At 70.6% G+C, this 19,887-nt stretch carries 16 protein-coding genes and 1 pseudogene; 4 read left to right on the top strand and 13 right to left on the bottom strand.

The features are described 5' to 3' along the window. Window positions 1–40 precede the first annotated feature (40 nt). On the top strand, window positions 41–1,075 hold the full coding sequence (locus SOM18_RS09165) for an alpha/beta hydrolase (protein WP_320481573.1): 1,035 nt from the start codon (window positions 41–43) through the stop codon (window positions 1,073–1,075). A 73-nt stretch (window positions 1,076–1,148) separates the two neighbouring features. Here the strand turns inward: SOM18_RS09165 and SOM18_RS09170 are convergent, their stop codons facing one another. The 12 genes and pseudogenes from SOM18_RS09170 to SOM18_RS09225 all read right to left on the bottom strand — a co-directional run bounded on the left by SOM18_RS09170 (window position 1,149) and on the right by SOM18_RS09225 (window position 16,968). Next, a complete protein-coding gene (locus tag SOM18_RS09170; protein ID WP_031440634.1) occupies window positions 1,149–3,035 on the bottom strand; it encodes an XrtA/PEP-CTERM system amidotransferase in 1,887 nt (628 codons plus the stop codon). Beyond that, window positions 3,036–4,541 (bottom strand): exosortase A, encoded by a 1,506-nt coding sequence (gene xrtA, locus SOM18_RS09175; RefSeq protein ID WP_031440635.1) that lies wholly within the window; start codon window positions 4,539–4,541, stop codon window positions 3,036–3,038. Further along, window positions 4,538–5,074 (bottom strand): annotated as a pseudogene (locus tag SOM18_RS09180) (glycosyltransferase); the annotation flags it as partial. The gene xrtA and the pseudogene SOM18_RS09180, both read right to left, overlap by 4 nt. Window positions 5,075–6,198: 1,124 nt before the next feature. Continuing rightward, on the bottom strand, window positions 6,199–7,230 hold the full coding sequence (locus tag SOM18_RS09185; RefSeq protein WP_320481574.1) for a FemAB family XrtA/PEP-CTERM system-associated protein: 1,032 nt from the start codon (window positions 7,228–7,230) through the stop codon (window positions 6,199–6,201). Then, window positions 7,227–8,054 carry an XrtA system polysaccharide deacetylase gene (locus SOM18_RS09190; RefSeq protein WP_031440174.1) on the bottom strand — a complete coding sequence of 276 codons (828 nt, stop codon included), beginning with the start codon at window positions 8,052–8,054 and terminating at the stop codon, window positions 7,227–7,229. The genes SOM18_RS09185 and SOM18_RS09190 overlap by 4 nt, the downstream gene beginning before the upstream one ends. Before the next feature lie 43 nt (window positions 8,055–8,097). Beyond that, window positions 8,098–9,183 (bottom strand): ExeA family protein, encoded by a 1,086-nt coding sequence (locus tag SOM18_RS09195; protein ID WP_042466841.1) that lies wholly within the window; start codon window positions 9,181–9,183, stop codon window positions 8,098–8,100. Window positions 9,184–9,195: 12 nt separating this feature from the next. Next, window positions 9,196–10,854: a hypothetical protein gene (locus SOM18_RS09200; protein WP_320481575.1), complete on the bottom strand. Its 1,659-nt coding sequence runs from the start codon at window positions 10,852–10,854 to the stop codon at window positions 9,196–9,198. Continuing rightward, window positions 10,851–11,882 carry an AAA family ATPase gene (locus SOM18_RS09205; RefSeq protein ID WP_042466842.1) on the bottom strand — a complete coding sequence of 344 codons (1,032 nt, stop codon included), beginning with the start codon at window positions 11,880–11,882 and terminating at the stop codon, window positions 10,851–10,853. The genes SOM18_RS09200 and SOM18_RS09205 overlap by 4 nt, the downstream gene beginning before the upstream one ends. A 10-nt stretch (window positions 11,883–11,892) precedes the next feature. Further along, window positions 11,893–13,416, bottom strand: coding sequence for an XrtA system polysaccharide chain length determinant (locus tag SOM18_RS09210; RefSeq protein WP_159511139.1), 1,524 nt, complete (start codon window positions 13,414–13,416; stop codon window positions 11,893–11,895). A gap of 11 nt (window positions 13,417–13,427) precedes the next feature. After that, the gene (locus tag SOM18_RS09215) at window positions 13,428–14,072 is read right to left on the bottom strand and encodes an XrtA/PEP-CTERM system exopolysaccharide export protein (protein ID WP_031393819.1); all 645 of its coding nucleotides are present in this window, start codon (window positions 14,070–14,072) and stop codon (window positions 13,428–13,430) included. A 128-nt stretch (window positions 14,073–14,200) separates the two neighbouring features. Continuing rightward, window positions 14,201–15,442: a pyridoxal-dependent decarboxylase, exosortase A system-associated gene (locus SOM18_RS09220; protein WP_320481740.1), complete on the bottom strand. Its 1,242-nt coding sequence runs from the start codon at window positions 15,440–15,442 to the stop codon at window positions 14,201–14,203. Further along, entirely contained in the window at window positions 15,442–16,968 is a 1,527-nt protein-coding gene (locus tag SOM18_RS09225) for an AMP-binding protein (protein WP_320481576.1), read from the bottom strand. Before SOM18_RS09225 ends, SOM18_RS09220 begins: the two co-directional genes overlap by 1 nt. A 77-nt stretch (window positions 16,969–17,045) precedes the next feature. Here SOM18_RS09225 and SOM18_RS09230 point away from each other — a divergent pair, with 77 nt between their 5' ends. Genes SOM18_RS09230 through SOM18_RS09240 form a run of 3 tightly spaced genes read left to right on the top strand, consistent with a single transcriptional unit; the run spans window position 17,046 to window position 18,801 of the window. Beyond that, window positions 17,046–17,324 (top strand): acyl carrier protein, encoded by a 279-nt coding sequence (locus SOM18_RS09230; RefSeq protein ID WP_031441379.1) that lies wholly within the window; start codon window positions 17,046–17,048, stop codon window positions 17,322–17,324. Window positions 17,325–17,335: 11 nt separating this feature from the next. Then, window positions 17,336–17,998, top strand: a complete 663-nt coding sequence (locus SOM18_RS09235; protein ID WP_320481577.1) for a hypothetical protein — start codon at window positions 17,336–17,338, stop codon at window positions 17,996–17,998. After that, a complete protein-coding gene (locus tag SOM18_RS09240; protein ID WP_320481578.1) occupies window positions 17,986–18,801 on the top strand; it encodes a hydrolase 1, exosortase A system-associated in 816 nt (271 codons plus the stop codon). Before SOM18_RS09235 ends, SOM18_RS09240 begins: the two co-directional genes overlap by 13 nt. Window positions 18,802–18,913: 112 nt before the next feature. Here the strand turns inward: SOM18_RS09240 and trxB are convergent, their stop codons facing one another. After that, a complete protein-coding gene (trxB, locus tag SOM18_RS09245; RefSeq protein WP_031395129.1) occupies window positions 18,914–19,882 on the bottom strand; it encodes a thioredoxin-disulfide reductase in 969 nt (322 codons plus the stop codon). Window positions 19,883–19,887 lie beyond the last annotated feature (5 nt).

A 19,887-nucleotide genomic window follows, 5' to 3' on the forward strand; every position in this document is an offset into this window, starting at 1 on the left:
CCCTTCCCCTGCGCAATCGAGATCGGCTAGCTACCGCGCCATGACCTTCGACCGCCGAACCTTGCTCGCCCTGCCGCTCGCGGCCGGGATCGCCCCCGCCGCCCTGCTCTCCGACGCCGCCGGCCAGTCCGCGGCCAATGGCGGGACCAGTCGAGGCGCGCGGCTCGCCGGCGATCCGGTCTGGCCGCCCGCCGAGCGGTTCGCGCTGTGGCCCGGCATTCCCGCCGGCGCGCCGACCCCGCTGCCGCGCCCGCGCCCGGTGATCACCGGACGCCCGGGCGGCTACCGCGACGTGCAGATGCGCGGCGTCGTCCAGCCCGAGGTCGGCGTGTTCCGCGCCGCCCGCCCCGATGGCCGTGCGGTGCTGGTGTGCCCCGGCGGCGGCTATTCGATCACCTCGCTGCGCAACGAGGGGATCGACGTCGCACGGGTGCTGAACGGCTTCGGTGTCACGGTGTTCGTGCTCAGCTACCGGCTGCCTGGCGAAGGCTGGGCGGACCGCGCCAACGTGCCGCTGTCCGACGTGCAGCGCGCGATGCGACTGATCCGCGCCAATGCGCGGCGCTATGCGATCAACCCCGAGACGCTGGGCGTGCTCGGCTTTTCGGCGGGCGGGCATCTTGCCGGGTCGCTCGAGATCCATCATGGGCTCGAGGTCTATCGCCCGGTCGATGCCGCGGACCGGCTGTCGGCGCGGCCGGCCTTTGCGGGGCTGATGTACGCGGTGTCGAACATGGATCCGGGGCGCAGCCATGGCGGGTCGCGCGCGCAGCTGCTGGGGCCCAATCCCGATCCGGCGATGCAGGCGCGCTATGCGATCGACCGCAATCTGCGCAGCGGCGACGCGCCGCTGTTCCTGGTCCATGCCGAGGATGACGACACGGTGCCGGTCGCCAACAGCCTCGACATGCTCGCCGCCGCGCGCCGCGTCGACATTCCGGTCGAGGCGCATATCCTGCGGCGTGGGCGCCACGGCTTCGGCACGCGCCTGCCCGCGAGTTCGCCGGGTTCGCTCTGGCCGCAGTTGTTCGACCGCTGGATGCGCGAGGCGATCGGGCCCGAAGCGCCGCTCTGACGGCGGGTGTGTGTGCCCCCTCCGTTCGCCCTGAGCGAAGTCGAAGGGCAGGCCGCGAACGCTGGCGCCGGGCCTAGCCGAACACCCGCTTCAGCGACCGTTCGAGCATCATCAGCTGCCACAGCGTGCGGCCATGCTCGGCACGTCCGCCGCGATGCGCCTCGGCGAGCGCGGTGATCGCGGCCATGTCGAACCAGCCCGTCTCGGCGAGCATCCGCGATGATCCGAGCGCGCTCGCCTCGCCCGCCAGCGCGCCGCGGAACCACGCGCTGATCGGCGTCACGAAGCCCATTTTCGGGCGATAGAGGATCTCCTTCGGCAGATAAGGCTCCATCGCCTTCTTCATCAGCCATTTGCCCTCGCCGTGACGCAGCCGCATGCCGACGGGCAATGTCGCGCAGAACTCGACCAGCCGGTGGTCGAGCAGCGGTTCGCGCGCCTCAAGCCCGACCGCCATGCTGGTGCGGTCGACCTTGGTCAGGATGTCGCCGGGCAGCCAGTGCTTGAGATCGGCATATTGCGCGCGGTCGATCGCGTCGCGCGCGGGCGCATTGGCCATCGTCGCGACATAGCGTTCCTCCGCGCGGTAGCCGCCCAGCGCGGCCTGCGCGGCGCCCGAGAACAGCCGGGCGCGGACCTCGGGCGTCGTCACGCCGACCGAGCGGGCATAGGCCTCGCCGCCCCCTGCCGCGAGCGCGAGCAGCGTCGATTTCGCGCGGAACGGTCGCGGCGCCCAGTCTGCCTTGGGGTAATGCCGACCGAGCGCGCCGAAAATCTGCGTCCTGAGATGCGCGGGGAGCATGCCGCGCACGCGTTCCTCCGCCGCCTGGAAGCGGTAGCGGCGATAGCCCGCGAGCGCCTCGTCCGCGCCGTCGCCCGACAGCGCGACCGTCACCCGCTCGCGCGCCAATGCGCAGACCTGATAGGTGGCGAGCGCGGATCCGTCGGCGAACGGCTCGTCGAACGCGGCGACCAGCGTGTCGATCAGCGCAAAGTCGTCGGGATCGACCACGCGCTCGGCATGATCGGTCGCGAAGCGGCGTGCGATCGTCGTCGCATGGCCGCGCTCGTCATGCCCCGCCTCGTCGAAGCCGATCGTGCAGGTCCGGACCGCGCGCGGGCTCGCCTCCGCCATCAGCGCGACCACCGCCGAGCTGTCGACCCCGCCCGACAGGAACGCGCCCAAGGGCACGTCGGCGACCATCCGCGACCGCACGCCCGCGCGCATCCGCTCGACCAGTTCCTCGCCCAGCGCCTTGGTGGAGCCGGTCGCGCGGTTGGAGAAGTCGACGTCCCACCAGCGGCGCGGCGCGGGCATGCCGCGCCCGCGCTCGATCAGCAGGAAATGCCCGGCCGCGAGCTTCTTCACGCCCGCGACGAGGCAGGCGTCGTCGGGGACGTAGCCGAGCGCCATGTAATCCTCGACCGCGGACAGATCGGGCGCGCGCCGGACGAGCGGGTTGGCGAGCAGGCCCTTCAGCTCGGAGGCGAACGCCACCGACCCGTCCGCCAGCTCGACATAATGAAGCGGCTTCACCCCCAGCCGGTCGCGCGCGAGGAACAGCGCGCGGGCGCCCGCGTCGTGGATCGCGAAGGCGAACATGCCGTTCAGCCGGTCGAGCATCGACGGCCCCCAGGCGCGCCAGCCGTGGAGCAGCACCTCGGTATCGCCCGCGGTCCGGAACCGGGCGCCGGCCGCGATCAGGTCGGCGCGAAGCTCGGCGAAATTGTAGATCTCGCCATTATAGCTGATCGTCAGCTCGCCATCGGACATCGGCTGCGGCGAGCCTTCGAGGTCGATGATCGACAGCCGGCGATGCCCCAGCCCGACGCCCGGCGCGGTCCAGATGCCGTCGCCATCGGGACCACGATGCGCGAGCGCGGCGATCATCGCCTGGATGCGGTTCGGATCGACCGGCTTTGGCGTGCCCGGGTGAAAGATCCCGGCAATCCCGCACATTCAGCGCAGGCCCGCGGCGTGATCGGCGACCGTGCCGACCGGTCCGAGCGCGGCAAGGAAGCGCGCCATCGGTCGCGGATCGCCGCCCTCGACCGACAGATGCACCGCAACCGCGCGCTGCGGTCCGCCGAACAGCCGCGCCTTCATCGTCTCGATCTTCACGATCATCCCGTCATCGGTGGTAGCATCGCCGACCCGGTACCACGTCGCGACGATGCGCTCCACGGGTCCGGGCGCGGTAATCCGCATCGCCGAACCGCGCGCGCCCGCGGCGTCCGCGACCGGGGGCAGGTCGGCGACGCGGACCCAGCGATCCTCCTCGCGCAGCACGCCCGTGCCGAACGCGATCAGCTCGTGCCCGTCGCCCTGCCGCCCGAATACCGCGAGCGCCATGTCGACGGTCGCGCCCGAGGCGTCGGCGTAGCGGCCGAACAGATAATGGTCGGCGCCCGGATACCAGGGCATCCACGGCGCGCGGACGCTGACATCGACGCGGTGCCAGCCGGGCACGTCGGGCAGCGTGATATGCGCTGGCAGCATTTGCCGCCGCTCGGCGATGGCCGTGCTCCACGCGGGAAACGCCGATGCCACCGCCAGCACGAGCAGCGTGATGATGGCGAGGTCGCCGCGATAGCGCGGGACCGCCTGCAGCTGCGCGGGATCGAAGGCGGGATCGTCGGGCGCGCGGTCGAACCAGCGCCAGCCGATCGCGAGCACCGCCGCCATCACGAGCGCGAAGAACAGCCAGCCATAGACGATGTGATCGATCCCCGTCGCCGCCTCGACCGAGGTCAGCTCGGCGGCCCAGATCGTCCCGAACGCACGAAACCCGTTGGCGACGACCGGCACGACCACCGACACGGCGAGAAACACCGCCCGCCGCCGCCACGACACGAAGCAGACATTGGCGACCAGCACCGCGAACGCGACCATCGCGATCACGAACTTGGCGCCCGAGCACGCCTCCGCGACCTCGAAATAATAGCGGCCGGCATGGATCAGCACGCCGTCGACGACCGCGGGCACGCCGACCAGATGCAGCAGCGGCATGACGATCGCGACCGTCACGGCCTGCAAGGGCGGCTCGATCCCCTCGCCAAAGGGCACGAGGAACAGCGCATAGCCGAGCGGAAACAGCAATCCGCGCGCGACATTGGGGCCGAGGATCGCGACGACCGCGCCCTGCAGCATCAGTACCAGCCCCAGTTGCCGCGCGAGATTGACCGAGGCCGCGTCGCCCATCAGCCACCCTGCCCCGCCGACCGCGACCAGCGCCAGCCCCGGCCACCAGCCAACGGGCGTCAGCTGCGCGAGCGCGCCACGCCGCTGCCACACCAGCCAGGCGATCACCGGGGTAATGAACAGGCAGTGGCCGAAGGTCGTGCTGGTCCACCAGATCGTCGTCAGATCGGCGACGTCGCGGCGGAACAGCGCGAGCAGCAGGGTCGCCGCGATGCCGAGCGCGAGCAGATGCCGGGGCCAGGACGTCGCGGGGCGATCGGTCACGATGCGGACTGGCCGCCATCGACTCCGAACAGCGCGTCGAGCGGTGCGAGCCGCGCGTCCCAGCCATAGCGTCGCAGCACCTGCGCGCGCGCGGCCCGCCCGAGGTCGGCCGCGTCGGCGGGTTCGTCGAGCAGCGCGAGGACCTGCGCGGCGAATTCGCGCGCGTCCGCCGCGACGCGGATCGTGCCGGCGTGGTCGATGCCCTCCGCTGCCGCCGCCGAGGCGACGACAGGCCGCGCCATCGCCATCGCCTCCAGCACCTTGTTCTGGATGCCGCGGGCGAGTTTCAGCGGGGCGACGCAGACATCGGCCGCGGCGAGCCAGCCGCGCACGTCGTCGACCGCGCCGGTGACGATCACCGCCTCGCCTGCCAGCGCCTGCACCGCCGGAGTCGGGGCGCGGCCGACGATCGCGAACCGCGCCGTCGGGTGTTGCGTGCGGATCCGGGGGAGGATGTCGCGGGCGAACCACGTCACGGCGTCGATATTGGGGCGGTAGTCCATCTGGCCGGTGAAGACGATCAGTGGGTCTGCGTGGGCGCTGCCGATGACCAGCCCACTCTTCACCTCCCCGGCGGAGGCCGGGGTCCAGTTGGGCGATGTTGATGGCGACGGACTGTCCGCTGTTACTGCGACCTTTCCAACTGGGCCCCGGCCTTCGCCGGGGTGGTAAGTATGGGTTGGGGTCTGCCCGCCATGCGCAGCCGGGTCGGGCGCGCCGCCCTTCACCTCCCCGGCGGAGGCCGGAGTCCAGTTGGGGGACGTTGATGGCGACGGACTGTCCGGTGTTACTGCGGCCTTTCCAACTGGGCCCCGGCCTTCGCCGGGGTGGTAAGTATGGGTTGGGGTCTGCCCGCCATGCGCAGCAGGGTCGGGCGCGCCGCCCTTCACCTCCCCGGCGAAGGCCGGGGTCCAGTTGGGGGACGTTGATGACGACGGACTGTCCGGTGTTACTGCGGCCTTTCCAACTGGGCCCCGGCCTTCGCCGGGGTGGTAGGGTGGGGTTGCGGCCTGCCCAGACTTGCCAGCCTTCCCCGCCGGATCGAACGTGGCGGAGTCGATGCCGTTCTCGACCGCGAGGATGCGGCCGGTGGCGCCGCCGGTGTGGAACAGGGCGGCTTCGGCTTCGCTGACGAACAGGCTGGCGGAGACCCTCGCCGCAACCCCCCGCTCGAAGGCCCCTAACAGCCGTGCCTCGCGGCGCATCATCCAGCGCATCGGGCCGCGCGCGTCATCCGCGAAGCCTGCGAACTTGGCGGAGTCCATGTCGACGAAATCCATGACCACGGGTGGCCCGTCATCGGGGAGGTACTGCGCCATCTGACCCGAGAAACAGTAGATGCCGTCGACGCGTGGCAGGATGCGAGCGACCGCGGCCTGCATGGCGGGAGAAGCGAACGCCGTCAGCGAGACGGGCTTGCCGGTGGCCAGCGCCTCGAGTCCGGCGCGCGCCTGCGACTTGCCGCGTGGCAGGATCGTGCAGCTCGCCAGCATGTCCGTGAAGGCCGCAGGCGGATCGAGGTCCGCCGCGTCGTCGGCAAATGCGACGAGATGGACGCGCATGCGTGCGCTGAGATAACGGAGGACGTGGAAGCTGCGGATCTTGTCGCCGCGATCGGGCGGGAACGGCACGCGGTGCGCCAGGAACAGCAGATCGCTCACCCCAGACCCCGGGAGATCCACGGCCCGGCGAGATTGGCCGCCCAGAGCGGCATCTTCTTCCAGCTACGCACCATCAGCGCATATTTGGGATTGAGCGGATTGACCTCGCGCGCGGGGCCGTCGCTGCGCTTGGCATAAAGCCGCGGCACGGGCGTAAATCCCCAGTTCTTCTTGAACGCGGCCGCGCCGGTACCGGTCTTGGACCGTCCGAAATCGAACCGCGTGCAGCCGCGCGCACGGGCATGCGCCATCAGCGCGAAATACATCCGGTCGTTCGCGCGCAGGCCGCGCGCCGCCTCGGTCCCGCCGCCCCAATAGGGATAGACCGTCCCGCGGTGATAGAGGCTGAGCACGCTCGCGACCGCGCGGCCGCGGTGGCGGACGGTCAGCACGTCGGCATCCATCGTCTCGACGACGCTGCGGAACAGCCGCGCGGGAAAGACCGGCGTCCCCAGATTGCGCACCGATTCGGCATAGACGCGGTAATGCTCGGCGAGCATCGCCCGGTCGCGGCCGGTCGCGATGTCGAGATCGAGGCCGAGCGCGCGCCGCACCTCGGCGCGCTGCTTGCGCGGGATGGCGAGCAGTTCGGCATCGTCATCCGCCGCCAGATCGCGCGCGAACCCCAGATAGCTGTCCGCGTCACTGTCCCAGCCCGCGGGCACAGCGCCACCGCGAAGCTCGACCGACGGGCAGCCGCGCCGCTGCGCCAGCTCCCAGGCCGCCGCCGCGAGCGGCTCGACCGCGGCATCGCCGAGCACACCGCCATCGACCGCGAACCCCGCCGAGACGAGCGCCCGTCCGAACAGCGGCGACCGCATCTCGGTCAGCGGCAGCACGCCGGTGATCGTGCCGCCCCGCTCCGCGACCAGATAGCGTGCGCGCTGGCCACAGCCGTGCGCGACCGCGAGGCTCCAGGCGGGCAGATGGAACGGCGTCGCCGCCGCCGTCACATCTACGAACGCCGCGATCCGCGCGCGCTCGTCCGCGTCGGCGAGATCCGCCTCGCGCACGGTGGCCGTCGTCACCGCAGCCGACCCGCCTCAACCGCGACCGCGACATCGACGCGGCCCCAGTCATGCCGCCCGATCAGCCCGCGCAGCTTGCCCGCCATCGCGCCAAGCCGCGAATAATGCCGGATCTTCGAGCGCAAAGGTGCCGCCGCGACGCGCGGCTGGGCGGGATCGATCTCCCAGGGGTGGAAATAGAACATCGCCGGGTGGTCGGCGGCGTTCACCTGGCGCACCGCGAAATCCATCAGCGCGGCGGGCAGCAGCCGGAAGAACCCGCCCCCCGTGGCGACGCGACGCGTGCCGAACTGCGCGACGGTGACGGGCACTTCGAGCAATGCGCTGTCGGCCAGCGGGCGGAAGGCGAAGCGCGGTGCGTCGCGCCATCCATAATGGTCGTGCGCGAGCGGTGCGACGCTCGACGAATAGGCATAGTTCCCTTCGGCCAGCACGGCGTGCGCCCAGGGCGTGCGCTGGTCGATCGAGAAGCTCGGCGCGCGGTAGCCCGTGACACGCTGTCCCGCCGCATCCTCGATCGCGGCGCGCGCACGCGCGAGGTCGGCGCGGAACAGGCCTGCGTCCATCGTGAAGACGCGCTGGTGATCCCAGCCATGGCTCGCGATCTCGTGCCCGGCATCGACGATCCGGCGGATCAGCGCAGGATAGCGGTGCGCGACCCAGCCGAGCGTGAAGAAGGTCGCGTGCACGCCGCTTTCGGCGAACAGCGCGAGCACCGCATCGGTATTCGCCTCGACGCGCGGCTGGAGGCCGTCCCAGTCGGCCTTGTCGATCACCGTCTCGAACGCGCCGACCTGGAACCAGTCCTCGACATCGACCGACATGCCGTTGCGGATCGGGCCGGCCTTTACCGCCGTCGTCACCGGATCACGCCGCGTCGTGCCAGTGCGACGCGCCGCGGATCGGCTTGTAATCGGGCCTAGGCTCGTCGCCCTCGACCCACTCGACGAGCAGCGTCAGGACACGGCGCAGCGCCTGGTCCTGCTGCTCGACCCGCGCCTCGAGCATCGCGAGACGGTCGAGGACCGCAGGGTCGGTGGCCGGGTCGGTGGCGGGGTCGGACGTGCCGCGCGGCTGTGCCTTGGGTTCGGCGGCGGGTTCGGGGGCAGGCTCGGGCGTGGGCGTCGTCGCGCGTGTCGGCAGGTCCGCGGTCAGGTCGCTCTGCACGGCGCGGACGACGGCGCCGTCGATGACGCGCAGATCCTCGATCGCGGCATAGAGCATGACGCGGCCCGCCAGCATGTTGAGGCGGCGGGGGATGCCGTCCGACCCGTCGAACAGCGCGGCGACCGCGTCGTCGGTGAACGCCGGATTGCCCTCCCAGCCGACCACCGACAGGCGGTGCGCGATATAGTCGGCGACCTCATGCGGCTCCATCGGGTCGAGATGGTGGATCGCGATCACCCGCTGGCGCAACTGTTCGAGCCCGTCGGAGCCGTGGAGCCGGTCACGGAATTCGGGCTGGCCGAGCAGCAGGATCTGCAGCAGCGCATGGCCGGCGGTCTGGAAATTGGACAGCATCCGCAGTTCCTCGAGCGCGGACACGGGCAGCGCCTGCGCCTCGTCGACGATCAGCAGCGTGCGCTTGCCGGTCCGTGCGACGGCGTGCAGCCCGCGTTCGATCGCGGTCAGCAACTGCGCCTTTTCGAGCCCCGCCGGGTCGACACCGAGCGCGGTCGCGACGATCCGCAGCAGGTCGCTCGCCTCGATCGCGGTCGACACCAGCCGGATCGCGTTCAGGCTCTGATGGTCGATCGTGTCCATCAGATGCCCGACCAGCGTGGTCTTGCCCGCACCGATATCGCCGGTCATGACGATGAAGCCCTCGCCCTGCGCCAGGCCATAGCCGAGATACGCCATCGCCTTGCGATGCGTCCCCGATTCGAACCAGAATTGGGGATCCGGGGTGAGCTGGAACGGGCGTCCCGTCAGTCCGTAATGTTCGTCGTACATCTGCCAAATATCCTAGAACTGATACCGTGCACCGAGCAGCGCCTGTGCGGACCAGTCGCTGTCGAAGTCGCCGACCTTGAAGCTGTATAACCCGAGCGACGCGGTCGTGCCGAGCCGTCCGAAATTGCGGTAATAGGTGCCGGTCGCGCCATAGGACCAGACCCCGCCATCGCCCGCGGTAACGAAACCGCCGCCGAGCTGGCTGTCGAAATAGTTCACGAACGCGGTCGCATTGATCCCCGATACCGAAGACAGCGACCGCGCGAAATAGAGTTGGCCGTAATAGCTCTCGTCCTCGAGGCCGGTGACGACGAGGCCGGGCGCGCCGCGCGGCGCGAACAGCCGGCGATTGGCATAGCCGATCCCCCCGCCGAAGGTCGTCCGCCCGCGCGTCGCGACGAGCACCGCGTCGATCCCGCGCGCACGGTAGCTCGAGGTGGAGATCGACTGGAACACGTCGTCGAGGCAGCCGCCCGGTGCCGCGCCGGTCGCGCCGAAGACGCAGCCGTTGAACTGCTGCGCAAAGCCCTGGTTGGGCGCGAGGAAGCTCGTCGGCAGGTTGGCGAGGCCGGTGCGCAGCTGGCGGCCGAAGGTCTGCACGCCGTCATAGACGTTGACCGCGACGCCGACGTCCTTCGACGCCTGGTAGGTCGCGGTGCCGGTGAAGCTGAGCGAGCCATAGCGTTCGCCGATCCGTGCCTCGACCGAAGTGCGCCGGTTCGGCCGCCAGATCACGCCCGCGTCGTAATAGAGCCCGTCGGTGCGATAGGCGATGCGGAGCGGCGATCCCGGCGCGGTCCGGAACCGGCCGTCGCGTTCGAGCACGGGGACGCCCGCGGCATCGACCAGCGCATCCTTCTGGCTCGTCTCGATCCGCTCATAGCCGAGGCCCGCGGTCAGCGCGACATAGGGCGACACCGGCAGCACCGCGTCGCCGCGGCCGAAATAGCCCTGGTAGCGCTGGCTGAGCTGGCCCGCGGTCTCGCGGTCGAACCCCGCGCTCGCGGTCAGCCCGACCGGCAGCAGCGTGCCCGGCCGAAACCCGGCGCTGGCGGTCGCGGTGTGGCCGATCGAATCGTCGTAATAATCGAGCCGCTGCCCGCCGGTCGCGGCGGTGCCGAAGGTCGGGGTCTCGACCTTGGTATAGCCCAGCCGGTAGTTGGCGTTGAGCGCGACGTCGCCCGCCTGCGCGGCGAAATTCGGGCCGCCATAGACGGCATAGACCTGCGCGATGTTCGACACGTTGCCGACCAGCACGCCGGGCGCGGCGCCGCGGATGTCCGAGCGCGATCGCGTGGCGATTCCGCCTGCTTCCAGCGAGAGGTTGCGCGTCAGCTGCGCCTCGACCCGCGCGAGGCCCGAATGGATGTCGGTGTCGCCGATATCGTCGTCATAGGCGAAGCGGCGTTCGTAGCGATAGCTGACCTGCCCGTTGATCCGCGCGGTCGACACCGCCGCATCGACGCCCGCCGCGAGCGAGGTGTAGGTGAGCACGTCGCCACCGCCGAGATCCGCGGTGAGGATCTGCGTCGCCTCAATATAGGGCCGTATGACGACACGCCGCGCGCCCTGCCCGCTACCGGATCCCGTTTCGGAGACCGACTGGGCGAGTGCAGGCCCTGCGACGAACAGCGCCGCGGCCCCGCCGAGGATCAGGCGGACATCGCTCACCGGGCGCCGCCTTGCTCGTAATAGCTGCCGAACCGCGCGCCGCCGGGAACGAACGACACCGCGTTGAGCACCAGCTGGATATGCTCGCAGCTGTCGAGCCGATTGACCGCGGCGCGGACCTCGCTTTCGGGCGTATGATCGGCGCGGACGACGAGCATGACCTGCCCGACCAGCATCGCGAGCACGCCCGCGGGCGACGCGGCGAGCGCAGGCGGCGAGTCGAAGATCACGATGCGCCGCGGATCCGCCGCGAGCAGCCGCGCGAGCACCGCGCGGGTCCGCGCGCTGGCGAGCAGTTCGGTATCCATCGTGGTCCGGTCGCCCGCGGGCAGGATCGAAAGATGCGGCACGTCGGTGCGGATCACCAGCGTCTCGACGTCGATGCTCGTATCGGCCAGCGCATCGAGCAGGCCGGGGCCATCGTCGAGCCCGAGCTGCCGCAGCACGTCGGGCTTGGCGACATCGGCATCGACCAGCAGCACCTCGGTATCGCGCTCCGCGGCGATCGAGAGCGCGAGGTTGATCGCGCAGAAGGTCTTGCCGTCGTTCGGCCGCGCCGAGCAGACGAGGATCGTGCGCGCCTTGTCGGGCACCGCGCTGGCCTCGATCTGCGCGCGCGTGATCAGCAACTGTCGCTTGATGAGGCGGAACTCCTCCGCCAGCGGGCCGACCGGCGCGCCGGGCACCATCATGCCGTTCGCCGCCAGCATCCCGCGATCGATCATCGCCGTGTCGCTGGCGACGAACGGCAGATGAAACTCGTCGGGCAATTCCTGCCCGATCGGCGCGCGAAGCTCGGGCGGGATCGCGAGGAAGGTCGCATCGTCGGAGTCCGGCGCGTCGGCTTCGAACGCGGCAACGGGCTCGGCGGCAGGCTCGGGCGCGCGTGCCGGTTCGACCGGCGGCACCGGCGGCCGGGCGCGCACGTGCTGGTTGAAGTCATAGACCGTGGCGGCCCGTTCGAGCAGCGACGGCGCGCGTGGCGGCTCGCCGCTGGCTTCGTGCGATTCGGGGATCTTGCTACGCATGGTCACGTCCTCAGGCCGCCAGGCCACGCTGCAGGATCTCGACACCCAGCAGCAGCACATAGGCGGCGCCGAGTGCTGCCGTGCCGCCGAGGAACATCCGGAACTGCTTGGCGCGCAGCTCGGACTGGGTGCGCGTCACGACTTCGCCGATCGACCCGATCACCGGCATCCCCGCGACGCGTTCGAGCCGGGCGCTCGTCGCGAACGTGCCGCGGAGCTGGCCGAGCAGGAACGCGCCGCCGATCCCGGCACCGAGCCCGGCGATCAGCACGCCGGTCAGCAGCAGCATCCGGTTCGGTGCGCTCGGCTTTTGCGGCGTGGTCGGCGGGTCGATCACGCTGAACTTGACGCGATCGGTCTGCGACTGCGCCTGGCCGCGGAGCGCGATCTGTTCGCGCTGGGTCAACAGCTGGTCATACTGGTCCTTCAGGACCTGATAATCGCGGTCGATCGCGCCCTGTTCCGCGGCGACGGTCGGATCCTCGGAGAGCTTCGCGTTGAGCTGGTCGAGATCGCCCTGCAGCTGCGCGCGGCGGATCCTGAGCGACGCGACCGCCGCCTGCTTGTCCGCCATCATGGCCTGCAGCGAGACATAGAGCGGATTGGGCGACGAGCCCGCGCCGCTGCCGCCCGACAGCGGTTCGCCGCGCGCCGCCGCGGTTGCCTGGGCGAGCTGCGCGCGCAGTGCGACGACGTCGGGATGGCTTTCGGTATAGCCGCGCGCACGGGCATCGGCGAGCTGCCCCTGGATCGCCGCCAGCCGGGCGCGTGCGGGTCCGGCCGCACCGGCGACGCCGCCGCTGCCCGCGACGGTTCGCGCGACGCCGGCCATCTGTCCCTGCACCGCCGCCAGTCCCGATTGCGCCGCCGCGAGATCGCCATCGACCTGCGCCATCTGCGACCGCGCGGCACCGATCCGGTCGGCGACCGACCCGGTGCCGGGCAGCGCGCCGAGATAGCGGTTCTGGAAGTCGGCGCGCTTGGCCTCCGCGTCCTGCAGCTGCTTCTGCCGCTGCGCCAGTTGCTTGTCGAGAAAGCTGAGGCTCTGGCTGGTGCTCGTCCGGTCGCCTGCCAGATTGCCCTCGACGAAGATGTCGATCAGCTTCTGCGTGATCGTCCGCGCCAGCTTCGGACTCGCCGCGGTCGTCGCGATCTCGAACAGATTGTCCTGCGCCGACGTGACCTTGATCGACTGGGCGAGGCTGGCGACGCGGTCGGCGACGTCGCGGTCGCTGGCCACCGTGTTGGCGAGGTCGGTGCCGCGCACGACCTTCTCCAGATTGACCGCGGAGGTCAGCGTCTGGCGGATCGTGTCGATGTCGGTGCGGCTCGAGGCCGACGGCTGGTCCATGCTCGCGGGCAGCAGGTTCTGCATCTGGACGAAGACGCGCGCGCGCGATTCATAGCGGCTCGGGATCTGCGATACGAACAGCCAGCCGAGCACGCACACGCCCCACGCGATCGCGAGCGCGAGCCACCGCCGCGTCCAGATCGCGTGCAGCGCGACCCGCGCCTCGTCATAGATGCCGTTCATACCGACACGCCTCAGAACATCGATTCGGGGATGATGATGACGTCACCGGGCTCGAGCCTGACATTGGCGGACGAATCGCCCTTTTTCAACAGGTTCGAGATTTGCAGCGAGAACTCGCTCTGCTTGCCGCTCGCCCGGTCGTAGCGCACCAGCCGCGCCTTGTTGCCCGCCGCATACTGGCTGAGCCCGCCGACCGCGATCATCGCGTCGAGCAGCGTCATATTGGCACGATAGGGAATCGAGGCGGGCTTTTCGGTCGCGCCGACGATGCGGACCTGCTGGCTGTAGGTGCCGCTGAAATTCTCGACGATCACCGAGACGATCGGGTTTTTGACATATTCGCCGAGCGCCTTCTTCATGTCGTCGGCGAGCTGGGCGGGCGTCTTGCCGACCGCGGACATGTCGTTGACCAACGGCGTCGTGATCCGGCCGTCGGGGCGGACCTGGACCTTCGACGACAGTTCGGGATTGCGCCAGACGAAGATGTTGAGCTGATCGAGCGGGCCGATCACATATTCCTCGCCCGGCAGCTCCTTGTTCGCGACATAGGCTGCGGGCGGCAGTTCGGGCGGACCGCCGGTGCTGCTGCAGGCGGCCAGCGACGACGCGGCGAGCCCCAGCGTGAACAGGGAACGGGAAACGGGTCCGGAACGCATGGGCACTGATCTCCTGGCGCCATCCCGGCAACGGGTGTCCGATGGCCGGTTAAACTCGCACGGGCTATGCAGGGAAACAGGTGAAGATAGCGTTTAGGAGCGCCCCGCAACCCCGCCCGCCGCCACGCTCATGGCTGGGGTTGGACTGAAGTAACGATCTCGAGCGCGGGTGGATGCCCGAGAAACGCCGCCGGGCTCGCGCTGGCGCCGTATGCGCCCGCCATGAAGATCGCGATCAGGTCGCCGGGCACGACCGGCGGCAGCGCGACGCGGTCACCGAGCCGGTCGAGCGGGGTGCACAGCGGTCCCACGACCGACACTGCGTCCGCGGCCGCCGCCTCCCCCATCCGCGCGGCGACCGCGATCGGATAGTTGCGCCGGACCACGGTGCCGAAATTGCCGCTCGCCGCGAGCTGATGGTTCAGCCCGCCATCGACCACGACGAAGACTTCGCCCTGGCTGTGCTTCACGTCGATCACGCGGGTCAGGTACACGCCGGCCTCGGCGACCAGCCACCGCCCGAGCTCGATCGCGAACCGGGTGTCCCGCAGCACCGCCGCGCGTGTCTCGAGTGCCGCGTGCAGCGCCGCGCCGACCCGCTCGACGTCGAGCGCGATGTCGTTGGCGAAATAGGGGACGCCGAACCCGCCGCCCAGATTGACCAGCGGCGGCGCGACGCCCGCCGCGTCGGCGAGTCGCGCGGCGAGGTCGAGCGTGGCCGCCTGCGTCTCGATGATCGCGCCCGCGTCGAGCGCCTGGCTGCCCGCATAGATGTGGAACCCGCGCCAGTCCGCGCCCGCCGCGACGATGGCGCGCACCAGCGCTGCGGCACGCTCCGCATCGACGCCGAAGGGCGAGGCGCGGCCGCCCATCCGCATCCCCGATCCGCGCAGTTCGATATCGGGGTTCACGCGCACTGCCATCCGCGGCGCGATGCCGAGCCGCGCGCCGATCGCGAAGCCGCGCGTGGCCTCGCCCTCCGATTCGACGTTCAAGGTCGCGCCCGCGCGGATCGCCGCGGCGAGTTCGTCGTCGCGCTTGCCGGGACCGGCAAAGCTGATCGCGTGCGCCGGCTTGACCGACAGCGCCATGCCGAGCTCGCCTGCCGACGCGACGTCGAGCCCGTCGACCAGCGGTGCGACCGCCGCGAGCAGCTCCGAATGCGGGTTCGCCTTCATCGCGTAGTGGAGGTCGATCGCGGGCATCGCCGCGCGAAACCGCGCGATCCGCGCCGCGACGATGGCGCCGTCATAGACGAACAGCGGCGTGTCGCCGGCCTGTGCGACCCAGTCTGCCGCGGACCGCCCGCCGATCGTCAGCGCGCCCAACTGGTGCGCAAATTCGGGCGGCAACGCCCCCATCGGCTTCATCATGCGTGTTCCTGTTCCTGTGCCGACGACCATGCCCGGACCTCGGCCGCGATCGCGGACCGGTCGAGCTTGGCGTTGGCGTTGCGCGGCAGCGCGTCGCGCCACAGATAGCCGGCGGGCTGCATGAAGCTCGGTAGCGCGGTGCGCAACCGGGTCCTGAGCGCGGGCTCGGCCGCCGCGTCGCCCGCGAGCATCACGACGATCGCCTGCCCCAGCCGCCGATCGGCCACGCCGACCGCGACCGCCTCGCGGGCTTCGTTGCCGGCGAGTACCGCCTCCTCGACCTCGAGCGGGCTGATCCGGTTGCCCGCGCTCTTGATCATCTCGTCGTCGCGGCCGACGAAGCGGAGCAGCCCGTCCGCGCCCTCGACCACCGTGTCGCCCGACCAGACCGCCATGCCCTTGCCATCGGGCGCGGGGCGGAAGCGCTTCGCGGTCCGCTCGGCATCGCGCCAATAGCCCTGCGCGACCAGCGGCCCGGCATGCACCAGCTCGCCCGGCTCGCCCGGCGCGGCGCGGGTGCCGTCGGGCCGGATCACCGACACCTGCGCGAACGGGATCGCACGCCCCATCGCGTCGGGGTGCGCGTCGATCAGCGACGGGTCGAGATAGGTCGAGCGGAACGCCTCGGTCAGCCCGTACATCGCGTAGATATCCGCGCCGGCGAACCGCGCACGCAGCCCTGCGACGAGCCGCGGGGTCAGCGCGCCGCCCGAATTGGTCAGCCGCCGCAGCCGCGCCGCGGTCTCCGCCGGCCAGTCCGCCTCAAGCAACTGCACCCAGAGCGGCGGTACCCCCGCCAGCGTCGTCGCGCCGACCCGCTCGACCGCCTTCACGACGTCGCGCGCCACCATATAGTCGATCGGCGCGACCGCCGCGCCCGCCGCCCAGGTCGAGAAGAGCTGGTTCTGGCCGTAATCGAACGACAGCGGGAGCACGCCCAGCACCCGGTCGTCGCGCGTGAGCTTCAGATAGTGCGCGACCGACACGGCGCCGAGCGACAGATTGGCGTGGCTCAGCATCACCCCCTTGGGCCGCCCGGTCGAGCCCGAGGTGTAGAGGATCGCGGCGAGCGTCGCCGGATCGGCATCGGACGGGCCCGGGCCGCCCTCGCCTTGCAGATCGAGCGCGGTCTCGTCGACGATTGCGCAGTCCGCGGGCACGTCGCCCGGCTCGAGCGTCGCCGCGCGCGCGCCCTGCGTCACCAGCAGCACAGCACCGCTGTCGGCCAGGATATGCGCCACCTGTGCGCGCCGCAGCAGCGGGTTGACCGGAACATGGACCAGCCCCGCGCGCGCCGCCGCGAGCGGCATCACGCAGGCGACCCGCGTCTTGGGCAGCCAGGTCGCGACGCGCGCGCCCTCTGCAAGACCCTGCCCCGCCAGCCAGCCGGCGAGCGTGCCGACCGCGGTTTCGAGGTCGCGGAACGTCATCGTCCCTGCGCGGTCGATCAGCGCAACGTCGTCGGCTGCGCCGTGCGACGTAAGGTGATCGATCGGAAACGGGACGGGGTCGGGCGAGGTCATGGGTCCTCCATAGCGCCAAGCCGTTGCCGAATTCACCCCCACAGGCTAGCGGGGCCCGGTTCGCAACGGTTCAGGCGATGCTCGTGATCTTCGAAGGTACTTCCCAGGTTGAAACGACGGTCCGCGCCGTCCTTGCCGACATCCTTGGCCTCAGCGCCGAGCGAGTCGCGGCATTCACCGACGACACGCCGTTGTTCGGCGCGCTCCCCGAACTCGATTCGATGGCGGTGGCGAGCGTGCTGACCGAGCTCGAGGACCGGCTCGGCATCCTGATCGAGGATGACGAGATCGACGGCGAGATGCTCGAGACGTTCGGCGCGCTCGTCCAGTTTGCGGCGCGGAAGGCGCTGGTCTAGCCTCGGCCGGGATGACCGGCCCCCGCTTCGATCACTATGACTGGGCCGGCGGGCGCGAGGCGATGCTGCGCTTCGGCCCCGATGCCGGACCGCTGGTCGTTGCGGTACTGCCGCTGTTCGAGGAGGCGAACCGCACGCGCGCGTTCCTCGTCGCGATGCTGCGCGCGCTGGCCGGGCGCGGGATCGGCAGCATCCTGCCTGATCTGCCCGGTACCGGCGAGAGTGTGGTCGAGACGCGCGAGCTGCGGTTGCCCGACCTGCGCCAGGCCTTTGCTGCGCTTGTCGGGACGCTCGACGTGCCGGTTTACGCGGTCACGATTCGGAGTGGTGCGCTCGTCGATTGCGACGCCAGTCTTGCCGGGCGATGGCGGCTCGCGCCGCAGGCGGGCGATGATCTGTTGCGCGACCTGAACCGGATCCGTGCCGCGTCGACGATGCCCGACGCGGAGGGTTACGCGGGCAACAGCCTGTCCGAGGCGCTGCTCGCGGATCTGCAGGACGCGGTGCCATATGCCGCGTCGCGAACGGTGCGACTCGAGAGCGATCCGCGTCCGGCGGATGCGCGCTATGCCGGGGCGCCGCTGTGGCGGCGGTCGGAACCGGGCAGCGATGCGGCACTCGCGCAGGCGCTCGCCGCCGATGTGGCCGGGTGGATCGCGACATGCGGCGATTGATCGCAGTGCCCTGCGAGGGCGAGACGCTGGTCGCGACGCTCGACGACGCGGCGGGCGCGACGGGGGTGCTGATCGTGTCGGGCGGCAACGAGATCCGCAGCGGCGCGCACCGCGGCATGGCGATGCTCGCGCGGCGGCTGGCGGCGGGGGGCACGCCGGTGTTCCACTATGACCGCCGCGGCATCGGCGATTCGAGCGGCGAGAATGGCGGCTTTCTGTCGGCGCAGGCCGATCTGGTCGCCGCCGCCGCCGCGTTCCGCGCCGCTGCGCCGCACGTCACGCGGCTGGTGGGGTTCGGCAATTGCGACGCCGCGAGCGCGCTCGCGCTGTTCGGCGGGGCGGCGGGGATCGACCGGCTACTCCTCGCCAACCCCTGGGTGATCGCGCCGACCGACGACCTGCCCCCTGCCGCCGCGATCCGCGCGCGCTATGCGGCGCGGCTGCGTGATCCGGCCGCGTGGCTCAGCCTGCTCCGCGGCGGGATCAATCTGCGCAAGCTGGTCCGGGGTCTGGTGAGGCTGTGGCGCGGGTCGGGGGAGGTCGAGGGCGACCTTGCGAGCCGGGTCTGCGGCGCGATCGACGGCTGGGCGGATCGCGTCGTCATTCTGCTCGCGACCGGGGATGCGACCGCGCAGGTGTTTGCGGCACGCTACCGCGGCGCGGCGCGGATCGTGCGACTGGCTACCGGTTCGCACAGCTTCGCCGGGACCGCGAATGCCGGTGCGTTGGAGGCGGCGCTCAGGGACGTGATCGACGGCACGGACGATGCAGGCGCCGCCAGTTCCCCCCACTCGTCATCCTGACGAACGTCAGGACTCAGGGTTACGGGCGATTCCGTCTTTGGCTCTGGATCCTGACTTTCGTCAGGATGACGGAGGGTATGAGGGGCGTGAATCCGACGCACGCCCCCCGCGCTTACTCCGCGGCTTCGGCCAGTTCCGCGAATTCCGCCGCCGCCAGGAACCGTTCGGCGTCGAGAGCGGCCATGCAGCCCGTGCCTGCCGCGGTCACCGCCTGGCGGTAGACCTTGTCGGCAACGTCGCCGCACGCGAACACGCCCTCGACGCTGGTGCGCGTCGAGCCGGTCTCGACCGAGATATAGCCGTCCGAATCAAGATCGATATGCCCGCGGAACAGCTCGGTCGCGGGGTGGTGGCCGATCGCGACGAAGCCGCCATCGACCGCGAGGCGCGAGCGTTCGCCCGTGACGGTGTCCTCGAGCTCGAGCGCGACGAGCCCGGCATTGCCGCCGCCGTCGACGAATTCGCGGACTTCCTTGTTCCACAGCACGGTCACGCCCTTGTGTGCGAACAGCCGCTCCTGGAGGATCTTCTCCGAGCGCAGCGAATCGCGGCGGTGGATCAGCGTCACGTCGGGCGAATGGTTGGTGAGGTACAGCGCCTCCTCGACCGCGGTGTTGCCGCCGCCGATTACCGCGACCTTCTTGCCGCGGTAGAAGAAGCCGTCGCAGGTCGCACAGGCGCTGACGCCCTTGCCCTTCATCGGCTCCTCGCTGTCGATGCCGAGCCACTTGGCCTGCGCGCCGGTCGCGATGACCAAAGTCTCGCCCTCGTAGACGTCGCCGCTGTCGCCGGTCAGGCGGAACGGGCGGCTGCTGACATCGACCTTGACGATCGTGTCCCACATCATCCGCGTGCCGACATGTTCGGCCTGCGCCTGCATCTGCTCCATCAGCCACGGGCCCTGGATGACATCCTTGAAGCCGGGATAATTCTCGACATCGGTGGTGGTGGTCAGCTGGCCGCCGGGCTGGATCCCCTGGACGACGATCGGCGCCATCCCGGCGCGCGCGCCATAGATCGCGGCCGACAGCCCGGCAGGCCCGGAACCGAGAATGAGCATGCGGGTCGTGTGCGTCGTCATCGTGA

Source organism: Sphingomonas sp. CFBP9019, from assembly GCF_034045155.1.
Lineage (GTDB): Bacteria > Pseudomonadota > Alphaproteobacteria > Sphingomonadales > Sphingomonadaceae > Sphingomonas > Sphingomonas aerolata.